This is a genomic window from Haemophilus parainfluenzae, from assembly GCF_003253005.1.
Lineage (GTDB): Bacteria > Pseudomonadota > Gammaproteobacteria > Enterobacterales > Pasteurellaceae > Haemophilus_D > Haemophilus_D parainfluenzae_M.
In genome coordinates this window covers 38,669-58,057 of sequence record NZ_QEPZ01000006.1, presented here as the reverse complement: position 1 = coordinate 58,057, position 19,389 = coordinate 38,669, and the positions used below count along the sequence as shown (strand labels likewise).

Genomic DNA, 19,389 nt, shown 5'->3' with positions numbered 1-19,389 from the left:
GGAGAGATAAAGCAAAGATTATTTTATTTTAGTTAAGGGTAAAATGCATTTTATTAAGAGGGGAATAAAGAGATTAGAGAAAAAAAGACAAAAAAATAACCGCACTTTATCGTGCGGTTACGTTATTTTATAAGCATTTAGCTGGTTTTGGCAGACCTGCCAGTTTCGTTGCTTGCTTAGCAGGTCCGTCAGGGAAGAGTCGTTGCAAATAGCGGCTGTTGCCTTTGTCGGCACCTAATTTTTCTGACATTGCTTTTACCAGCATTCGAATTGCAGGGGAGGTGTTATATTCTTGATAGAAATCACGCACAAAATAAATTACTTCCCAGTGAGCTTCAGTCAGTTCTACATCTTCTAGCTGAGCGATGTGTTTTGCTACATCCTCATTCCAATCAGCCATATTAAGTAAATAGCCAAAGGCGTCCGTTTCGATTTGTTTTCCTTGCACGGTAATCATATTAATTTACTTCTTTAAAGCTGATCATTTCATTATCGGCGTAGTCAGACGCATCTTCATCATCAAATTTCATTGGTTCGATACGTTCTTCATCAAATGCGGTATCCCCTTCAATGCCATCAAGTGATTGGCCATGTTTAATGCCTTTGAAATCGAAGAGTTTTGGGTCACACAAGTGTGACAACGTAATGTTTTGCATCGCACTAAACATAGTTTCTAAGCGACCTGGATATTGACGGTCCCAAGTATTCAGCATTTCTTTCACGACTTGACGTTGTAAATTAGGTTGTGAACCACATAAATTACAAGGGATAATTGGGAATTCTTTGGCTACGGCATATTTTTCAATATCTTTTTCTTTACAATAAGCCAATGGGCGAATCACAATTTGCTTGCCGTCATCTGAAATTAATTTCGGTGGCATCGATTTTAGTTTCCCACCGTAGAACATATTCAGAAACAGGGTGGCCAACATATCATCACGATGGTGTCCAAGTGCAATTTTTGTTGCGCCAAGTTCAGTTGCCGTACGGTATAAAATACCACGGCGTAGACGAGAGCAGAGAGAGCAAGTTGTTTTGCCTTCTGGAATTTTCTCTTTCACAATTCCATAAGTATTTTCTTCAACGATTTTATAATCCACACCAATACTTTGCAGATATTCAGGTAAAACATGCTCCGGAAAACCAGGCTGTTTTTGGTCTAAATTGACTGCAACGATATCAAATTTAATCGGAGCGCTTTGTTGTAAATTCAACAAAATATCAAGCAGTGTATAGCTGTCTTTACCACCAGAAAGGCAAACCATTACTTTATCACCATCTTCAATCATGCCAAAATCAGCAATTGCATTGCCTACATTACGACGAAGACGTTTTTGCAATTTATTGAAATTATAAGTCTGTTTTTTATCTTGGTTTTGTTCTGTCATATTGATTTACTTTAGCTAATAAAAAAGCCCTGAATAACTTCAGAGCTTATAAATTCTGTGGTGCCTAGGGTCGGACTCGAACCGACACGGTTATTCACCGGCGGATTTTGAATCCGCTGCGTCTACCAATTTCGCCACCCAGGCATTCGGGTTGTTCTGAATTATACGTTTATCTTACTTCGTTGCAAGTAAAATTTCATTAAAAACGTGTGGTTGTTTTAAATTTCATCAACTTGTATTCAAAGATGAAAGGGAAGTTTAAAATAATTTGATACGTTGTCACAATTTATGAGTAAAATAAAAGCTTAGTATTTCTACTAAGCTTTATGATTATCTAATTAAGCGGTTTGACCAGCAAGGTTACCTAAATCTTTATCGATTAAGAATAAGCCTTTGCCATCTTCGCCAAGAAGATTTAATTTGTCTAAAATACCGCTGAATAATTTCTCTTCTTCGTGTTGTTCTGCAACATACCATTGTAAGAAATTGAATGCAGAGTAGTCTTTTTCTTCAAAAGTTTTACCCACTAATTCATTGATTTTACTTGTGATCAATTTTTCGTGTTCGTAAGTTAATTCAATGATTTCTTTCAATGATTTGTACTCATGCGCAGGTGCTTCAATTGCAGTGATTACCGCTAATGCACCAGTTTCATTTAAATAAGTGAATAATTTACGCATGTGTTGCATTTCTTCTGCAGCGTGTTCTGATAAGAATTTAGCTGCACCTTCAAAACCATTTTGTTCGCACCATGCACTCATTTGTAAGTAAAGGTTTGAAGAGTAGAACTCAAGGTTCATTTGATCATTTAATAATTTGATTACGTTTGCTGATAACATTTTGTATTCTCCTTCTAAAATTATAATGTTGCTAAATCACGATCGATAAAGTAAAGCGAACTACCGTCTTCACCCAACAAGTTAAATTTATCAATAATGCTATTGAATAATTTTTCTTCTTCGTGTTGTTCTGCAACGTACCATTGTAAGAAGTTAAAAGTAGAATAGTCTTTGTTTGCAAAAGTCACTTCAACTAATTCATTAATTTTAGAAGTAACGAGTTTTTCATGTTCAAGTGTGGTTTCAAATACTTCTTTAAGTGATTTGTAGTCATTCTTAGGTGCATCAATTTTACCTAAAAGTGGCATACCACTTGTTTCACTCACATATTTGAATAATTTTTGCATGTGTTCTAATTCTTCATCAGCATGACGAAGTAAAAATGCTGCAGCACCTTCGTAACCGTGTTTGCTACACCAAGAACTCATTTGTAAATAAACATTAGAAGAGTAGAACTCTAAATTGATTTGTTCATTTAACTTATCTGCGATTGCTTTATTAAGCATAACCAACTCCTTTCCTTATTAAGTAGAGATTAAAAATAAAAACAAGACTGCTTAACTTGTTATCGGTGTGCATTCTAACCCCGCAAATGAGAATGGTCAAGTATTTTTTTAAAATTATTTTTATAAATCACTAACAATAAAAGAAAAATCAATGTTAATTATTCTCATTTATGTGATATATGTAAAATAAATTCTCATTATCAGATCAAGAATGATGAAATCTGCTGAATTGATGTATGTGATGTATGCAATTGTATTCAGAATTCACGTAGCGTTATCTCAAAATTTCATTCTAATTTAATTATTCCATTACAAAGACATCCATTTATTTCTTTTATATCCATAATCCCAAATCGCCTTATTTTGACCAGCGCATGAAAGTAGGATAGTTATCTATTTTTATTTGTGACGCATTTATACATTCAATTTAACATAATATACATTATGCGAAATCAATTACAAGGTTAGTGAAAACTACGTATTAATAAGATCACAGAGTTATGCACAGGTCACGAATACTGCTTAGCCAATACAAAATATGGAAATTTCATGCGCTGTAACATGTGTTTTTTAAAAGTTATTGAACTATACACTAGAAATGTAAAGAAAATGCAAAGCCTTTTGAACGTTTCACATTAACTTTTTGAGGATGTTTTAAATAATAAATTTTTAACAGGGGGCGATTTTAATTTTGTGATTTTTTTAAGAATGGAACGCGCAACATATTCATTTTTTCAAAACACATTGAGCAGGGTTTACGGGGCTGCAGCCGCTGCCCCTTACGTCAGGAGAAAATGCACTGCATTTTCCCCCGACACCCCAATTTATCAGGAAAGCTATTTCTGTCTATTTTTTGCCTTAAGTTTTCTTTTCATTTTTTTCTGTTTCTTACGCAACTTTTCATTTTTAATCCGATTTTCTTCTTCCTTCTGGATTTGAGATAAACGAGCAAATATTTTTTTGATGGCAACATCATCAGTTTCACCTAAAACAATATTTAAATCCTTCAAAAGTTTGCATTGATCCATAACGAATTCAAATAACACATCCTCTTCCTTGGCTTGTTTTAAGGCATTAGAATAATTTTTATCAATATAATCATATATTGATAATTCTCTCTCTAAAATCTCAGGAGTAACACTATCATTTTCCATAAGTGTATCTCTATATTCATCTCTTGATAAACCACCTATAAATGGGGAAAATCTCATAAGATTTCTATCTATCATCAATGATTCTGACATATCAATTCTCCTATAATTAAGTTGTATCGTAAAAGCCTCAAAGCGCAGGCGTGTAACGCCTTTACCCTTTGCGGCTTTTACTTTTAAATCATCTTCACCTGTAACAAGATAACTATATCAGTTTTTGTATTAGATTTAGACTTCCCTGTTAAAATACCTTTAGGCAAGAAAGAAAAGCCAGTTTCACCTTCTGTAATTTTATTTTCAGCTAACCCACCTAAAACAATCACATCACCGCTTTTAACCGTTACATCAGTTACTATGTCACGTTTAATCAGTGTTGGAGACTGATTTACTCCAGTATCTGTTTTTACAAAGTTAGAGAGCTGCTGATTGATTTTTAAATCAATCACATTGCTTTTTATAGTTGGTTGAATATCAAAAATCACACCAGAAGATCGATATTCAATAGACTGAATTGGGCGGCCATCTTGATAAGTCACGTTAGACAATACAGGAACATCAGAACCTACCGAAAAATTGCCCTTTGAGCCTGATTTTACACGTAAAGTTGGACTGCTCACGACCTGAAAACGCTCATCAGTACGAAATAACTCAATCATTGCATCTAGATTACCGGCATTAACCGTAATAAAGTTTTCGTAATTTTGTTTATATCCAATATTAATGCCTAGCTTTCCTGAAAGTAATTTTGCTAAAAGATTAATGCCACTTCCTTCTTTTGCTACATCTTGTACTTCAAAAACATAGCCTGTCACAACAACTTCACGACTTGGCGTATCAACAGACTGTAAAACAGATTTAATTCTTGAAATATCTTCAACTGTTCCATAATAAACAAGCTTATCACCGCTTGCTGATACTTGACCTTCTCCTTGAAGAAATTGGGCTAGATATTCTGTATCACGATGAATGGGATTATAAACAAAACTTTTCTTAATAATTTTTGCGGGTTTAGGCTCAATATGAGCGAGGTAAACAACCCCATTTTTCTCGTAAACCTTGATATTCATATTTTCAAAATATCGTGTAATAAATTGGCCAAAATCTTGATTTTCAGTTGTATGAAAGCTAATCAAACGTGTATCTGCGGCCAGTTTGGGATCTAACATATAAGGCTTTTCTAAAACTTCGTCATAAATCATTCCTACAGCTTTAGGTAATGGCACAGCCTCCAATTTAAAATTAATATTTTTCGCTTGAGCATAACCAAAAACAAACATAAATAAGAAAAATAAAATGTTACGTTGTAATCTCATTGTTTTACTCCTGAATAATAATTTACTCGTTGATTATCAATAATCCCCTCTAGCATCCGACCTGTAAAATTAAAGCTTGAACGAGGTTCTAAACGTAAATTTCCTTGGTTATCCGCTAAAATCACAAAACTTTTTCCAGACTTCTGTAACTCCCCTGTTATTCTCCATTGAGTAGATAAAGGCGGTACTATTTGAATAGGCAACTGATTGCTAGATTCCGATACTGAATTTACTTCACTATTTTCTTGTATTGCTTGTTCCGCTTGACTATCTTTCACATCATTTGGATGAAAAAAATTAATCAATTTATATACTGAAAAACCAAAAATAAGCACGAAAAGAACAGCAAAATACTTAATGCTAGATTTGTTTAATGCGTTTTGTCTCTTATCTGTAACTAATTCTCGTCCATTTTCCGTTTCATAACTTTTATAAAGTGGAAAAATAGCTTTATCATATTTTTCTTGATAAGTTGAAGTTCTTGATGTTTTCCAGCATTTATTACCTGAAAAAACATCTATTCTATAACGACTTTTCAAACCTGCTGCGACAAGTTTTGTCATCTTGAACGTGGTTTCAATACGCTCAACAAGTTCTTTTTGTAAATTAGTTAAATCTTGATTAAGAATGACAAAATCACAAGAAACACCATTATCATCAGTAAAATGTCGATGTTCAGATAAAAATGAAAAATGATTGTCTTTGATTTTTTCTTTTCTAGGGAAAAAGCGCCAAGCCTCATCAATAACAATTAAGTCCCCTGCTTTACAGAAGGTTTCAATACCATTATCTATCGCATTTTTATAAGGATAAAAATTCTCACTTAAACAAGCGTCATTATCTACAACTACTAACTCGCCCAAATTTTCAGGTGACAATTTCTTATCTTTCGATAAACAATACTCTTCTATTAATTGTTTATTTAATCCGTAAATATTTGATACAACTCTGCGCCCCGATGAGATGGCAGGAATAATGACGGATTTAACCACCTCATAAGATTTACCATGCCCAGGTAACCCTACATAAGCAGAAATAGCCATAAATTACCCCCTATCCAATAACAGGAATTCTGCGAATGATAAAACGAGACAGTAAAGCAGAAATGAAAAGGCTTATACCTGTAGGAACTTTTAAAATGTATAAAAAATAAAGAATTGAATCTGGCAACGCATTAAATAAATCCTTTATGTTTGGAATATTCTTAGGTAAAAACAGCTCTATAATTACAGGAATAAACTCGGTCGTAATGTAAAATAAAGCAAAAAATACAAAAAATTTTGCAAGCACTCCCCTAATCAAAAATTGCATTAAAGAAGATAATGCAGCAAATATAACTCCATACATAAAACCGCCCTCCCTAAGCACTCAATAAAACTCTTAAAGAAACAATTCCCCAAATCAATAACATCAAAGATGATATGATGCCTTTATTCCTTTCTACATAATCGCAATGTCTATCTAAAGTTACATTGGCCTCTAAATACGGAATATGCCCACTCCAAACCGGACACTGTATTTCTCTTTCGGAAATATTAAAATCTTTTAAAGAAGGGAAAAACTCATTAAAAGGCTCTAGTATTTGAAGTGCTGTAGGAGGATTAACTTCTGGCATATCAACATTTGGAGCAGATAGGTCAATTTGTCCTGATGTTGATGTAGAAGTTGATGTTGATTCAGACTGTTTTTTATCTTCTTTTGGTTTAGTATTACTAGAGCTATTTGGCTTACTAACATCATCAAACATATCATCAGAATATCTAAAACCAATTAAATCTTTAGCTTTTAAAGATGGGTCTGTAAAATATTTTCTAACATCACTCGGCTGAATATTAGAGATCACTTTTCTTTCTTCATCGGTGAATTCATCACTATTTAATGAAACCGCATTTTTTGCAAAACTAGAAATTTGTGCATCATCCTTTAGGATAACCTTATTCTCTGGAACTACTTGACTTCCCCAAAGGACTTGAGGTTTTTTAGAATCAGCTCTTTTATTTTGCTTAATAACCCTAACAGTAAATAAATCTCTTTGTATATAACACTCACTTGAACCTTTAATACATTGTTTAAAGGAAAAATTAACTATAAAACCATCAGAATAAATAGGGCTTTTTTCTTTAGAAACTACTTTAAAATCACTGAATGTTGAATTTAATGGCGCACGCTTAGCCTCTTCTTCAAAACCTTTATTTATCGCACAGTTAAGCGTTTCATCATGAGAAGATGTTTGACAAGAACCATAAGCATCTTCATAAGTAAAAACCATATTATCTTGAAGATTTACAAACACCGGATTAAATAAAGATGGCTCTTCCTCTAAATAAACCTTCTCTAACATACCTGTTTTAGGATCTTGCGCCATCACATAAAAACCTAATGAATCTTGAGAGGCAGAAGTAAATTTCTGAAAAGCACTATCAATCAATTGATCAGTAAAATATCCCAAACCAAAAGTAACCGCTAAACCCGTAATAGGATGTTTAGAATATAAAACTCCTGATGCTCTAGTCGCTTTTTTAGCAATACTACGTAAAACATTTGCTCTACGTACTTCTTGCATTGTAGATGCGCCAGAATTAGGAATAACTGCAGGTAAGTTGTATGTCCTGTTATAAGATCTCTCAAGTAAATCTTTAACAATTACTTTAGTTTTATTTTCAGTAGTAAACGGTCTATCCGCAGAAAATGATAAGCCACAAAAAAATGCAAAAAATACAATAACTATAAATTGTTCAAACCAAGCACTACGACCAATCCGCAAACTATTCCAAGGAAAAAGTATATTAAATCCCATAAAAACATTACCTAGCCCTTTATCATTGATTAATAAATAAAAAAGGAGGGGGAACCCTCCTTTTTCCCTAACGGCCAAATAAACCTAAAATAAATCGAATACCCATTTTCGCAATTCGAGGACCAAGAAGAACCCCACCGGCAGCAAGAATACCTGCTACTACAGTAGAAAAGTCCACTTGCCCAAGCATACTATTTACATCAATTTGTACCTTTTGAGCTGCTTCACCTTGAGCAAAAGCACTTAATGAAGAACCCAAAACAACTGCTGAAACAAGATATTTTTTAAGATTTGCCATAATAAACTCCTTGTACTGAGTTAAAATGAGATGCTTATCTCAGAATAGCTAAAATTGAACCAATAGATTTAGCTATCAAATAAAAAATAAGCACCAGACCAAATGAAAAGCCAAAACTATCGACATGATGAATAAAATCCTGTGCCGAAAAGTTTTGATTTTCATTACCTGAAAATGCCACAGATTGAAGTTTGACGGCCTCTGTCTGTGGTATTTTCAAAACCACTTCATTACAACTAATGCCTGATTGAGATTGACATAACTTCGTTGTAATCTCGATTTCATTACTCATAAATGAAATACCAATAAATAAAAAATTGTTAGAGCAAGACCACAACCAATAAAACTTGCTCCTACCATTTCTATAAATTCACGCATTATTTCAATTCTTCTATGATTGAACTTTCATCAAAGTTGTAAGTGATACCTTTACGGCCATTTTCCATAGCCCATTCACGAGGATAAACAAGCACCATTACAGTCTTATCTTTTAAGCGATTAATCGTATTTCTTAACGCATCATTCATAGAACGATCATCAATCTTGATTTCTTGAATTGACGTGTTATAGCCGCCATAACCATCAGGTTCTTGTAATTGAACCCCCATGTTATGACGATCTTTTACTTCTCCAGTCTCTCGATTAGTGAAAGATGAAGATTTATAACCTTTTAAGATACCTACAATATAAAATCCGGTACGCATAATTGATTTCTCCTAATTAATGATGAAAAGACTTATTTATTAAACAACAAAACGTAACTGAGGAGCGTTACTTGGAAATTGATAAAAATCAGGGGCTTTAAATGGACGAACCATAATATTTTCACAGGAGATAACTCTAACCGCTTGGAATTTCTCAACATCGCAAGGATTAGCAATATCAATACCTATTTTTCTTAATCTTGCTCTATGAGTTTCATATTGACGAGATTTTAGGCCTAAATCTTTTCCACTAGCCCATAACATTGCGTAATATGCTGAAGTTGTTGCTTTTCTCAATGTATCAACAATCCCTTGAGAAACTAATTGTTCAGCAATGGTTTCTAAATCATACTGACTTACATTTAGCTTTTTATACATGTCAATAAATTCCTTCTGTAAATTTTCTAATACTGAAAAATCACTAATTCCCCAATAACATAAATTTTCACGCTGCAAATATCTTGATTTTAATTTTTGCTCAAAACGGACTACTCCATTTTCTCTGCAATACTCATAAACACTTCTGTAATATCTAAACTCTTTTGATTCTTCACCAAATTTACGCTTAATCTTGTTATAAGAATGAACTCGCATTTCTTCGTGTTTTATATAACAACTTGGATAAATTAAATTGGCTTTTTCTTTTTTACTAAGCCAATCCGTGGTGCAACCATCTGTATGAAGTCTGCCAATAGAATTTCTATAACGCATCTGTGATAAGGCTTTTAGAAATGTACGCTCATTACCCTTACCAACAGCTTTATTAGTGGTAATATCTAAACGTTTAATAATTGCGCCATTAGAAAATTTTGAGACCTTAGAACCATCTTCGCCTTGGCGATAAAAAATTTCAGTGCAACGAGTAAAGATTGGTAATTTAAGAGAGGAAAGAATTGAATTGAAACAGGAAACGCAACTATCTACAGTATCAAAACCAAAAACATTTTCTACTCGACCCCATCTACTTGGGTTTCCTTCCATACGAATAATAGAACCCGAAATTTTAATTTTAACCTCATCACAATAACTGCCTTTATGACGATACTTTCCTGTTACTCTACTTTTTTTAATTTCGCCGCCTTCAGTAACGACCATTAAATATTCACCATAAATAGAAAGCAAAACATCTTCAGGGATTTCTACCCCAAAGTCCTGCTCTATTTCTAACCAGTCAATAAATAAAGACACTTTTGTTACCTATTTACCTAAAAAAGTATTTTAGGTATTTATATCACTTTCACCTTAAAAGGTAAATAGGTAAAATGAATATTAGGTAAAAAAGTTTATACTACAAATATTAAAATATTAAAATATTAAAATATTAAAATATTTAAGTGTAACAACATCTATACAGATGCAGAAAAGAGAGAATCCAACATGAAAACTACAGCTAGCTTTAACATAAAATTAGACAAGAAAATTAAAGTCGAACGCTTAGCCATGGAAGTAGGCATGAAAATTGGAAGACCAGTAAAATGGACTGAAGTAATGAATGTTTTAGTTGATCATTTTGCGAAAGATGCAGCCGCATATATTGAACACAACGAAAAACAAAACCAATAAATACCGCAGAATATTGCGGTAAAGTTCGGGTGTTACAGAACCCCCGAACTTTTTTGAGCAAAAAACAACCACAGGAGGAAGGAATGACAAGGATAAAACAGTTAATGCAAAAAATAATGATAGAAAAAGAAATAAATAAACCAGATATCTACATTTATAAAGTTAAATATGATGAAGATCGCAATGTTATCAGTAGTGTCAAAGTAAAGTTTACTTCAGATGGCTCCATGTTCAGTTTATCTAGAGAATTAATAGTTTCCTTACTGAAAACAGAAAAATTATCAATCAAAACTGGTACGAAAAAAAATGGTACATTGATTACTGGGGATGATGTAGTTCTCTATAATGATGAGTTCATCACAACCGCAGGAAACAAAAGAAAGTCTGATAATTTAGAAAATTTACCTGAATTTTAGCCAAAATAGCCAGCAAATTGCTGGCTATTTTCTTCTGAAAAATCTTCTTCTTGAGGGAATCGGGCTAAACACTTTAATGAAATCATCCTTATCTATTGGCACACTTGAATTTCTAAGCTCAGTCAAAAATGCAGCCAAATGTTCACATAAATCGAACCGGAGATCGCTTTCCTGTCTTGTGTAAAATCGCTTAGACTCAAACCTAATCTCAATAGTATCAATCGTACAATAAACTCGGTAATCATCCATTTTCAATAATCTAACCGCATTCAGAAAATGTATCGGTGTTATGTCTTTTAATGTAATATCTGCCATAAAATCAATAAATTAATTTCGCATAATAGCGGATTATGTGTAAATTCTTGCGCGGTGCGTGCGCTATTATACCGCGCTTCGAATTGTAACATAATCCGAAAAACCATTATGCGAAATTAATTACAAGGTTAGTGAAAGCTACGCATTAATAAGATCACAGAGTTATGCACAGGTCACAAATACTGCTTAAGCAATGTAAAATCTAGTAAGGCAAAGTCTTGTAACAAGATTAAATAATGATTTATACACTATAAAATGTAATGTAAGGAAAAAATAAAGAAGTTTATTTGTATCAAATAATGACAACGCTACGTGAATTCTGCGTTATTTTATTAGGTGAATATCATCAGATTAAAAAAAGAAAAACGTAAATCTCAGGGATTAAGATTTACGTTTTTGATGAATGGTATTTGTGTGACTGTGTCACGATATGTATAAGGTTAAGATAACAGTTTTGCTCCGTACTCATAAACCTGTTGCAGTAAATTCAGTTTGGTTGGATTATCCGAATATTCCTCTGCTAGCTGCTGTAAACTTTCTTCAAATTTAACCGCACTTTGTTCTAATTTACGTTGGCGATATTTTTGCCATTTGATTTGCTCAGCACGATTTAGGGTTTTGTAGAAATGTCTTGCACGATAATGGAATAACAATTCAGGAATTCGTTTATCTTCAAATGCTAAACCATGAACAGCTAATTTTTCAGGTGGTAAATCACGTAAAATAGCCATATTGTTTTTATCGGCATTGCTAAAGAAACCGTTATAAAGTTCAGTTTCTACATTATCGCTCGGCTCAAATTCGCGCTCTTCTGAGAAGATTTCAATAACTTTCTCACGAATATCTAAGGATTGGCGCAATTTTGCTAAATTATCTAAGCAATGTTGTCTGTCTATCCCTAAACTAGCTGCATTTTCTGGTAGTAACGTTTTTGCAGGAGCCAAAATTGGGCATTTATTAATATGAACCAATTTTAGTGGGACTGATGGAACTCCTCTTTCTTCTAGCTCGCTTTTCTTGGTATATAAATCTTGTCGCAAATCAACCGCACTTTTACTGAGTAAATTATCAATATCACCTGATAAATCACAAACGATTACGGCATTTTGATTAGTTGGATGCCATGCTAATGGTGCCACCCAAGCACAATTGCCGCAATAATTCCCTAGCATGCCCGAAACATGCACTAATGGTGTCATTTCAGCTGTATCGATCAGTTTTTCAATTTCCTTTTTACCTCTATGCTCAAAGAAGAATTGAAATAATTTAGGCTGCTTTTCTTTGATTAATTTAGCCATGGCAATAGTTGCATACACATCCGCCATCGCATCATGGGCATTTTCATGCTCAATACCATTTGCTTTAGTGAGTTTTTCTAAGCGAAAGCTTGGCATTCCATCATCGTCATAAGCCCAATTGATTCCCTCTGGACGCAAAGCATAACAGGCTCGAACTAAATCCAGTAAATCCCACCGAGAATTGCCATTTTTCCAGCTATATTCATAGGGATCAATGAAGTTACGGTAAAAGGTATAACGAGTCATTTCATCGTCATAACGAATGTTGTTGTAACCCACAACACAGGTGTTAGGTTGTGAAAATTCAGCTAGAATTTTTGCGGCAAATTCAGGTTCAGGAATCCCCTTTTCATTACATTCTTGTGGCGTGATTCCTGTGACCATTACGGCTTCCGGGGCGGGTAAATAATCATTGGTTTGCTTGCAATACAACATAATCGGCTCACCAATGATATTGAAATCTGCATCGGTACGAATACCAGCAAATTGAGCAGGACGATCACTTGCCGGATTGATACCAAAACTTTCGTAATCGTAGATAAAAAAACTAAAATCGTTTGCCATAATTAAGCCAAAATTTTATCTAAATAATATAAACAGAAAATTGCTGAAAGGCTGACAAGCACACCAAGCCAGTTGATTTTGCTGATTTTTTCTTTGAAGAAAAATGCGCCGGTGATGGTCCCTAAACAAATAACACCAACATTCATTCCCGCAAAAACTAAGGTTGGGTTTTGTCCGAAACTTTGGTGAGCTTTAATGTAAAACAGGATGTTGAAGAAATTCAATACACCTAAAATGATTCCACCAATAAAGCTTGGCACACTCCATTGAGTGCGTTTTAGGAATAAATACAGGAACATGACACAAGCGGCTAATGAGAAAGCAATGAATAATGTAGTTGGGAATGCTCCCCCGCTTTTGGCTACTTGTTTGAATAAAATATCAATGGTGCCATAGCCAAACCAAACACCGATTAAACCTAAAATACCTTTAAAAGTGACCGCACTTTGTTCATTCGACTTGTTCAAAATACAGAATAAACCGATGAATGCCAAAATAATGCCAACGATTTTTGGCTGACTTAATGTTTCATGGAAAATAATAAAAGAGGCAATAATCGGTAGAAATAACGATAAACGTTGTGCGGCATCTGAACGCACGATGCCTGCAAATTCAACCGCTTTAGACATAATGATAAATACAGTTGGTAATAAAATACCTAACGCCAGGAAAATAGGTGTGCTATCACTTTGTGCTAGATATTCGGTAAATTCTAATTCTTTGAAATCAGGTTTGAGTAAGAAATAACTTAATGAAATGGCGATAATATAGTTAAACGCAATTGCTTGTTCAATAATGATATTTTTCTTACACGCAACTTTGAGTAACACCGATACTGCGACACTACATAGAATGGCAAAAATAAGGTTGTGCATAATTCGTCCTAAATTCTTATAAAAATAACAATGAAAAAAGCGGCCAATTGCTTTGACCGCTTTAAAAAAACTACTCTGTTGCGCCAAAGCCACGCAAACCAACCACATGAACTTGTTCTTGGTTGCCGGCGATTTTACGCACCAGTTTATAGGTTGTCCCTTTTTCAGGGCTAATGTTTTCCGGTGCTGCGATAAGTAATTGCATATCCAAACGTTCGCAAAGTTCGAACAAGGTGGAAATGGATTTACCATCTAAACGCGCTGCCTCATCCAAGAATAGTAAGCGACATGGTACGATGTCTTTACCACGAATACGGCGGCTTTCCTCTTCCCAGCTTTGTACAACCATTAATAGAATAGACATACCCGTACCGATCGCTTCACCTGTTGATAATGCGCCACTTTCAGCACGTAACCAGCCATCAGCACCACGGAAGACTTCAACTTCTAACTCAAGGTAATTACGGTAATCTAATAATTCCTCACCGATAGTTTGTGCTGTGCGTTGGCCCATATCAAGATGCGGGTTAATGCGTTGATAAAGTTTCGCAATGGCTTCAGAGAAGGTGATACGATTATCACTGAATAAATCTTGATATTCTTCCTGTTTACCTGACAGCGCATCAAGCAACATCGCATGTGTATCGCGAATATTGACCACTAAACGTACCGATTTCACCTGACCGAAGGCAATATTTTGTAGACCTTGGTTCAACATGCGAATACGATTTTGTTCACGTTGAATGGTTTTACGCATAATATTCGCCACACTTTCAGAACTGATCGCCAATTTTTTCTCACGGCCAGTTAATTCTTCTGTTAAGCGATTAAGCTCAATTTCCATTTGCTCAATTGCATCAATCGGATCATCAGTTTTAATAATATCCTGACGAATACGTTCACGAAGATGTTGATAGACAGCAATAAAGAAGCGAACTTTATTTTCCGGTTTACGGCTGTCTTCAGAGATACGCAATGCATCGCGGAGATATTCATTATCAGCCACTGCAGTACGTAGTGCACCTAATGCTTTATCCGACATTGAACGTAGTTCATCAGCAGATAAATAAGCTAATTCACGGCGATTGAGTCGTTTTTCCACATCGGAATTACGAGATAAACGGATAACCACGCACCAGCTGACTTTAGCTGCCACAACTAACTCACGTTGAGTTTTGTAATCACGTTCTGCTTTACGAATACGTTTATTTAAGTTATCCACTTCGCTTTCAATAAGCGTTAATTGTTTTTCAACATAAGAACGACGTTGACGACTGGTTGAAAGTTGTTGATATAACTCATCACGGCGATTTCTTGCACGTTCCTCTGCCCCTTCATCAGCACGTACGCCCAATTCACCAATCTCAGCGATTAATTCTTTTAACAATTGATTTTTACTGTCATAAGAACTTTGTAATTGGATAAATACTTGGTTGTATTGTGCAAATTGGCTTTGTTTTTGACGTAATTGTTCACGTTGAGCATCACGCTGTGCCTGTAATAGCTCCAAACGTTGACGAAGTTGCTCATTAAGCTCTGATGTTTCTGCTTGACCAGCATCTTCATAGCTGAAGTGATTTTTACGTTGCACCACATCCGCCAAAGCAAATACACGTTGCTGTACTTGTTTTTGACGTTCAACCGCTTGGGTTAAATCAGATTTTAAGCGCTCATAGTTTTCTGGGTCACTTTGTAAAGTATTAGCAATCGGCTCTAATTGTGACAACGCAACGCCATGTTGACGAATAAAGCTTTCATCATGTTCTGCGATGTCTAATTGTTCGCGGCATTCTTCAATGCGATCAAGTAATTCTTCATCAGCAAGCAAGTTAAGCTGTGGCATTAACTTATTCAACAATTGCATTTTTTCTTTGGCATTATCCAATTTAATGCGAATTTGTTGTTCGGTGCTTGAAAATTGATTGAGCTCGCGATCAATTTCATTGCGTTCTTGATTGATTTCCGCCATCACCTCTTCAGGGTTTGGTTGGAACGCAAGCGCTAAATGCAAGCCAACAAATTGACTAAAGTGTTCGTGCAAACGTTGACATTTTTGTACATCAAAGGCGATTTGTGCGTATTCTTCCGCAATTTCATCACGTTTAGCTTGTAATTCTTCTAAATGTTTTTCACGTGCAGCACGGCCAAATAATGGAATTTGCGGGAATTTGGAATAACGCAATTCACGATCAGACACTTGCACCACAACGCCCATTTCAAGCTCTTGGGCTGAAAGTACGCTGTCATCAAAGGCATTTGGATCACCTTCGATTAAATATAAATCATCTGGACAATCTTCTAAATTAGCTAATTGTTCGCGTACCGTGTTGAGATCACGTACAACAATAGCATGACGTGCAGGACCATAAAGTGCAGAGAAATAAGGTGCATCTTCAATTGGTACATCATCATACAATTCAGAAAGCAACACACCACCAAAACGTTCTGCAAGCACATTCAAGCGAGCATCTTCAGAACCATCTGGTTGGCTTAAACGAGAAATTTGCTCATCTAATTGTTGACGTTGTTTCTCTAAATTGTCACGTTGAATAGTCAGCTCACGTTCTTTCACCAATTGTGATTGCATAAAATGCATCACATCTTGGCTATGCTCGAAGGTTTCACCGCTTTGCTCTTGTAAGCGTTCTAAAGCCGCTTGAGCAGTTAACCAAGCCGGTGCTTTACGAGCATTTTCTTCGTAAAGTGCGGTCAAACTTTCACGTTTTTGACGCAAGGTTGAACGGTTTTCTACTTGCTCTGCAAGTTCTTCATTCAAACTTTCAATGAGTTCTTCTTGTTCAGCGTGATATGCTTCAAGTTCATCAGCAGTTTCTAAAGATAAATCAGCACGTTGATTAAAATCAGCCAATAATTTAACCGCACTTTGTTGTTGAGCATAGCGCTGCTCTAACTCATGTAATTTTGCACGTAATTGAGGAGTTTGTTGTGCTTGAATTTTTTGTGTTGGATATTCACGCAATAATTCTTTAGCGCTTTCCCAAGCACTTGAACGTGGCATATCACCAGCAATTTTACATACCAACTGATAGGCTTTATCGAATTGCGATTTTGCCGCTTCAGAAATAGACATTTTATGTTCTAACTCAAGCACTTGCTCAGTAAGGCTTTCAGCATGCGCAGCAAATTCTGCTTGGTAATCTTCCGCATTTTTCACGCTTAAATCCGCTAAACCACATAAGGTTTTCGCTTTTTCAAGCGCGGCAATTGCTTGTTGATATTGTAATGCACGAGTTTGTTGTGCATCTAATGCTTGTTGATAATCCGCAAGTTGCGCACGTACTTGGTCAATTTCAAGTTCTGTTTGCTCAAATTGTGCTTGGCTTTCTTCAAGCTGTTCGGTTGCGGTTTCCACAACCATTTTTTGTTCTTCTAATTTTTCTGTAAGTTCTGCCACATCTTCTTGATAACGCGACACTTTTTCTTGATGACGTAACGCATTTAATACCAAGTTCAGATGATCCGCCGCACTTTGGTGATCGACTTCTAAAGTACGTTCATTTTCTGCCAATTCTGCAGCTTCACGGCTTAAGTCAATTAAACGATGTTGTGATAACGCTTGCTCAGCTTTTGCTTTATACCAATCACGGCGGAAACATAAAGCCGCTTCGATATTACCGCGGCGTTCATTGGCATTACGCATATAATCTGATGCCACATAATTAGTGGTTTCAGTGATTAAATGTTTGAATAAATCACGGTCAGATTGGGTGACTTTAATGGCTTCAAGGGTCATGCGGTTTTCACGTAACGCACTTTCCATATCTTGGAAGGCTTTACGCACACCAAGGTTTTCTGGCAATAAGTAATCACGTAAAGAACGAGTAATAGCACTGGAAATACCGCCGTATAAAGACGCTTCGATTAATTTATAGAATTTGCTACGATCAGAGGCACTACGTAAGCGTTTTGGAATAATACCCAAATCAAACATCATGCCGTGATAATCGGTGATGGAATGATATTGTTTAAATTGCGCACCAAGATTTTCAATTTTGTCTTTTAATTCATTTAAATTGAGTACACGCGCTTGACGTTCACCGACTGTTTCGGTGAAAAGTGCGGTCGGATTTAAGGATAATTCTACACCTTGAATCGAGAACGTTTTTAAATCGACTTTCTTATCACGACCAGCGATTTGTTGCAGACGTACCCCCACAAGAATTCGTTGGTGACGAGAGTTGATGGTATCCAATACCGCATAACACACACCTGGACGTAATTTACCGTGTAAGCCTTTATCACGAGAGCCGCCTGTCGAGCCTGCTTCTGTGGTATTACGGAAATGCAATAAGGTTAAGTCTGGAATTAATGCAGTGACAAAACCCGCCATGGTTGTGGATTTACCGGCACCGTTACCACCGGAAAGTGTGGTCACCAATTCATCCAAATCAAAGGTACGGGCAAAGAAACCATTCCAGTTAATTAAGGTTAGTGAACGGAATTTACCACGTTCTACCCCATTATGTTGGTTTAATACAGGAGCAATAAATTCCTCTTCAACCTGTTCGGTTGATTGCTCAGGTTCGTCTTGATAGATTTCGTTTTCAAGTTCTAATACATCAGACATTATTCTTGTTCTCCTGCATCATCAAATTCTTCATCAATTTCGACCACACTTTCTTCATCATCGAGGTCATCAGCATGACTTGCCGCTTTTGCTTGTTTTTCCAATTCGAGAGATTGTGGTGTTGCCGCTTCCCCATCACGAATTAAGCGAGCTTGTGCTTCTAACGGGTCATCGCCAGAACGTACTTCAGCCCCAAAACGGAAAACTGATTCTGAAATAGTAAATTTACCGCTATGCTGTTCGCCTACGGTATGAATCATACCTAAACGGCGTAAACGACCGATCGCGGCGCGTACTTTTTCAGATAATTTTTGCTTATCTAAATCCGAACCGCTAGAACGTTGATTGACGGCTTTCAATAATTTGCCTTCGTCTGCTAAATTTAGTAATTCATCATAGACTTCTTGTGTACTGAAGATACCTTGCTGTGCCAAACGTTCTGGACTTAAATACAAATAGCAAAGCACTTTCCCAACCAACATTTCTAATTCGGAAAGCACTGAACGGGCAATTAACGTCGTCGCTTTCGGACGTAAATAGAAAAAGCCTTCAGGTGCGCGAATCAATTCCACGTTGTAGCGGCGATAAAAGCCATCCAACTCATTTTGGAAATCCATTAAAAAAGCATGATTATCTAATTGATCTGTGCTGATATGGCGACCTGAACGCAATAAGCTGTCCACTGCCGGGAAAATAGGATTTGCAATGGCATTTGCCAATTTCGGGGAAATTACATCTTGAATATCTGTCATGGTTAATTTCTCATTTTATGAA

The 19,389-nt window shown here is 35.7% G+C and carries 19 protein-coding genes and 1 tRNA gene; 2 read left to right on the top strand and 18 right to left on the bottom strand.

The window, feature by feature from the left end; all coding sequences use genetic code 11:
• Positions 1–127: 127 nt before the first annotated feature.
• The 14 genes from DPV97_RS07885 to DPV97_RS07820 all read right to left on the bottom strand — a co-directional run bounded on the left by DPV97_RS07885 (position 128) and on the right by DPV97_RS07820 (position 10,184).
• Positions 128–457 carry a TusE/DsrC/DsvC family sulfur relay protein gene (locus tag DPV97_RS07885; protein WP_070714003.1) on the bottom strand — a complete coding sequence of 110 codons (330 nt, stop codon included), beginning with the start codon at positions 455–457 and terminating at the stop codon, positions 128–130.
• A gap of 1 nt (position 458) precedes the next feature.
• On the bottom strand, positions 459–1,388 hold the full coding sequence (ttcA, locus tag DPV97_RS07880; RefSeq protein ID WP_070714006.1) for a tRNA 2-thiocytidine(32) synthetase TtcA: 930 nt from the start codon (positions 1,386–1,388) through the stop codon (positions 459–461).
• Positions 1,389–1,446: 58 nt separating this feature from the next.
• Positions 1,447–1,532 (bottom strand) — tRNA-Leu (locus DPV97_RS07875).
• 194 nt (positions 1,533–1,726) lie between these two features.
• A complete protein-coding gene (gene ftnA / locus DPV97_RS07870) occupies positions 1,727–2,227 on the bottom strand; it encodes a non-heme ferritin (RefSeq protein WP_070714008.1) in 501 nt (166 codons plus the stop codon).
• A gap of 20 nt (positions 2,228–2,247) precedes the next feature.
• Positions 2,248–2,733, bottom strand: coding sequence for a non-heme ferritin (ftnA, locus tag DPV97_RS07865; protein WP_070714011.1), 486 nt, complete (start codon positions 2,731–2,733; stop codon positions 2,248–2,250).
• A gap of 836 nt (positions 2,734–3,569) precedes the next feature.
• Positions 3,570–3,977: a hypothetical protein gene (locus DPV97_RS07860; RefSeq protein ID WP_070712713.1), complete on the bottom strand. Its 408-nt coding sequence runs from the start codon at positions 3,975–3,977 to the stop codon at positions 3,570–3,572.
• 83 nt (positions 3,978–4,060) lie between these two features.
• Positions 4,061–5,197: a type II secretion system protein GspD gene (locus DPV97_RS07855; RefSeq protein WP_070712715.1), complete on the bottom strand. Its 1,137-nt coding sequence runs from the start codon at positions 5,195–5,197 to the stop codon at positions 4,061–4,063.
• Positions 5,194–6,240, bottom strand: a complete 1,047-nt coding sequence (locus DPV97_RS07850; RefSeq protein ID WP_070712716.1) for a zonular occludens toxin domain-containing protein — start codon at positions 6,238–6,240, stop codon at positions 5,194–5,196. The genes DPV97_RS07855 and DPV97_RS07850 overlap by 4 nt, the downstream gene beginning before the upstream one ends.
• Positions 6,241–6,250: 10 nt before the next feature.
• Positions 6,251–6,544 carry a DUF2523 family protein gene (locus DPV97_RS07845; RefSeq protein ID WP_070712718.1) on the bottom strand — a complete coding sequence of 98 codons (294 nt, stop codon included), beginning with the start codon at positions 6,542–6,544 and terminating at the stop codon, positions 6,251–6,253.
• 13 nt (positions 6,545–6,557) lie between these two features.
• Entirely contained in the window at positions 6,558–7,994 is a 1,437-nt protein-coding gene (locus tag DPV97_RS07840) for a hypothetical protein (protein WP_083313264.1), read from the bottom strand.
• A 67-nt stretch (positions 7,995–8,061) separates the two neighbouring features.
• The gene (locus DPV97_RS07835) at positions 8,062–8,292 is read right to left on the bottom strand and encodes a hypothetical protein (RefSeq protein ID WP_070712719.1); all 231 of its coding nucleotides are present in this window, start codon (positions 8,290–8,292) and stop codon (positions 8,062–8,064) included.
• Between the two features lie 34 nt (positions 8,293–8,326).
• Positions 8,327–8,584, bottom strand: a complete 258-nt coding sequence (locus tag DPV97_RS07830; RefSeq protein ID WP_070712721.1) for a hypothetical protein — start codon at positions 8,582–8,584, stop codon at positions 8,327–8,329.
• Positions 8,585–8,669: 85 nt separating this feature from the next.
• Positions 8,670–8,996 (bottom strand): DNA-binding protein, encoded by a 327-nt coding sequence (locus DPV97_RS07825; protein WP_005698175.1) that lies wholly within the window; start codon positions 8,994–8,996, stop codon positions 8,670–8,672.
• Between the two features lie 39 nt (positions 8,997–9,035).
• Complete coding sequence (locus tag DPV97_RS07820; RefSeq protein ID WP_070712722.1) at positions 9,036–10,184, bottom strand: phage/plasmid replication domain-containing protein; 1,149 nt, start codon at positions 10,182–10,184, stop codon at positions 9,036–9,038.
• Between the two features lie 189 nt (positions 10,185–10,373).
• Between DPV97_RS07820 and DPV97_RS07815 the strand changes: the two genes are divergently transcribed.
• Positions 10,374–10,559 (top strand): hypothetical protein, encoded by a 186-nt coding sequence (locus DPV97_RS07815; RefSeq protein ID WP_070712724.1) that lies wholly within the window; start codon positions 10,374–10,376, stop codon positions 10,557–10,559.
• A gap of 83 nt (positions 10,560–10,642) precedes the next feature.
• A complete protein-coding gene (locus DPV97_RS07810; protein ID WP_070712726.1) occupies positions 10,643–10,975 on the top strand; it encodes a DUF3892 domain-containing protein in 333 nt (110 codons plus the stop codon).
• A 755-nt stretch (positions 10,976–11,730) separates the two neighbouring features.
• Here DPV97_RS07810 and sbcB read toward each other — a convergent pair.
• The 4 genes from sbcB to mukE all read right to left on the bottom strand — a co-directional run bounded on the left by sbcB (position 11,731) and on the right by mukE (position 19,367).
• Positions 11,731–13,152 carry an exodeoxyribonuclease I gene (gene sbcB, locus DPV97_RS07800; RefSeq protein ID WP_070712928.1) on the bottom strand — a complete coding sequence of 474 codons (1,422 nt, stop codon included), beginning with the start codon at positions 13,150–13,152 and terminating at the stop codon, positions 11,731–11,733.
• Positions 13,153–13,154: 2 nt separating this feature from the next.
• Positions 13,155–14,027 (bottom strand): EamA family transporter, encoded by an 873-nt coding sequence (locus DPV97_RS07795; RefSeq protein WP_070712930.1) that lies wholly within the window; start codon positions 14,025–14,027, stop codon positions 13,155–13,157.
• Between the two features lie 70 nt (positions 14,028–14,097).
• The gene (mukB, locus tag DPV97_RS07790) at positions 14,098–18,615 is read right to left on the bottom strand and encodes a chromosome partition protein MukB (RefSeq protein WP_070712931.1); all 4,518 of its coding nucleotides are present in this window, start codon (positions 18,613–18,615) and stop codon (positions 14,098–14,100) included.
• Positions 18,615–19,367 (bottom strand): chromosome partition protein MukE, encoded by a 753-nt coding sequence (mukE, locus tag DPV97_RS07785; protein WP_111382944.1) that lies wholly within the window; start codon positions 19,365–19,367, stop codon positions 18,615–18,617. The genes mukB and mukE overlap by 1 nt, the downstream gene beginning before the upstream one ends.
• Between the last annotated feature and the right edge of the window lie 22 nt (positions 19,368–19,389).

Coding starts and splice junctions, on each gene's coding strand:
- DPV97_RS07885 (WP_070714003.1), bottom strand. CDS start 457: ATGATTACCGTGCAAGGAAAACAAATCGAAACGGACGCCTTTGGCTAT.
- DPV97_RS07860 (WP_070712713.1), bottom strand. CDS start 3,977: ATGTCAGAATCATTGATGATAGATAGAAATCTTATGAGATTTTCCCCA.
- sbcB (WP_070712928.1), bottom strand. CDS start 13,152: ATGGCAAACGATTTTAGTTTTTTTATCTACGATTACGAAAGTTTTGGT.
- ttcA (WP_070714006.1), bottom strand. CDS start 1,388: ATGACAGAACAAAACCAAGATAAAAAACAGACTTATAATTTCAATAAA.
- ftnA (WP_070714008.1), bottom strand. CDS start 2,227: ATGTTATCAGCAAACGTAATCAAATTATTAAATGATCAAATGAACCTT.
- ftnA (WP_070714011.1), bottom strand. CDS start 2,733: ATGCTTAATAAAGCAATCGCAGATAAGTTAAATGAACAAATCAATTTA.
- mukE (WP_111382944.1), bottom strand. CDS start 19,367: ATGACAGATATTCAAGATGTAATTTCCCCGAAATTGGCAAATGCCATT.
- DPV97_RS07845 (WP_070712718.1), bottom strand. CDS start 6,544: ATGTATGGAGTTATATTTGCTGCATTATCTTCTTTAATGCAATTTTTG.
- DPV97_RS07850 (WP_070712716.1), bottom strand. CDS start 6,240: ATGGCTATTTCTGCTTATGTAGGGTTACCTGGGCATGGTAAATCTTAT.
- DPV97_RS07835 (WP_070712719.1), bottom strand. CDS start 8,292: ATGGCAAATCTTAAAAAATATCTTGTTTCAGCAGTTGTTTTGGGTTCT.
- DPV97_RS07825 (WP_005698175.1), bottom strand. CDS start 8,996: ATGCGTACCGGATTTTATATTGTAGGTATCTTAAAAGGTTATAAATCT.
- DPV97_RS07840 (WP_083313264.1), bottom strand. CDS start 7,994: ATGGGATTTAATATACTTTTTCCTTGGAATAGTTTGCGGATTGGTCGT.
- DPV97_RS07815 (WP_070712724.1), top strand. CDS start 10,374: ATGAAAACTACAGCTAGCTTTAACATAAAATTAGACAAGAAAATTAAA.
- DPV97_RS07795 (WP_070712930.1), bottom strand. CDS start 14,027: ATGCACAACCTTATTTTTGCCATTCTATGTAGTGTCGCAGTATCGGTG.
- DPV97_RS07810 (WP_070712726.1), top strand. CDS start 10,643: ATGACAAGGATAAAACAGTTAATGCAAAAAATAATGATAGAAAAAGAA.
- DPV97_RS07855 (WP_070712715.1), bottom strand. CDS start 5,197: ATGAGATTACAACGTAACATTTTATTTTTCTTATTTATGTTTGTTTTT.
- mukB (WP_070712931.1), bottom strand. CDS start 18,615: ATGTCTGATGTATTAGAACTTGAAAACGAAATCTATCAAGACGAACCT.
- DPV97_RS07830 (WP_070712721.1), bottom strand. CDS start 8,584: ATGAGTAATGAAATCGAGATTACAACGAAGTTATGTCAATCTCAATCA.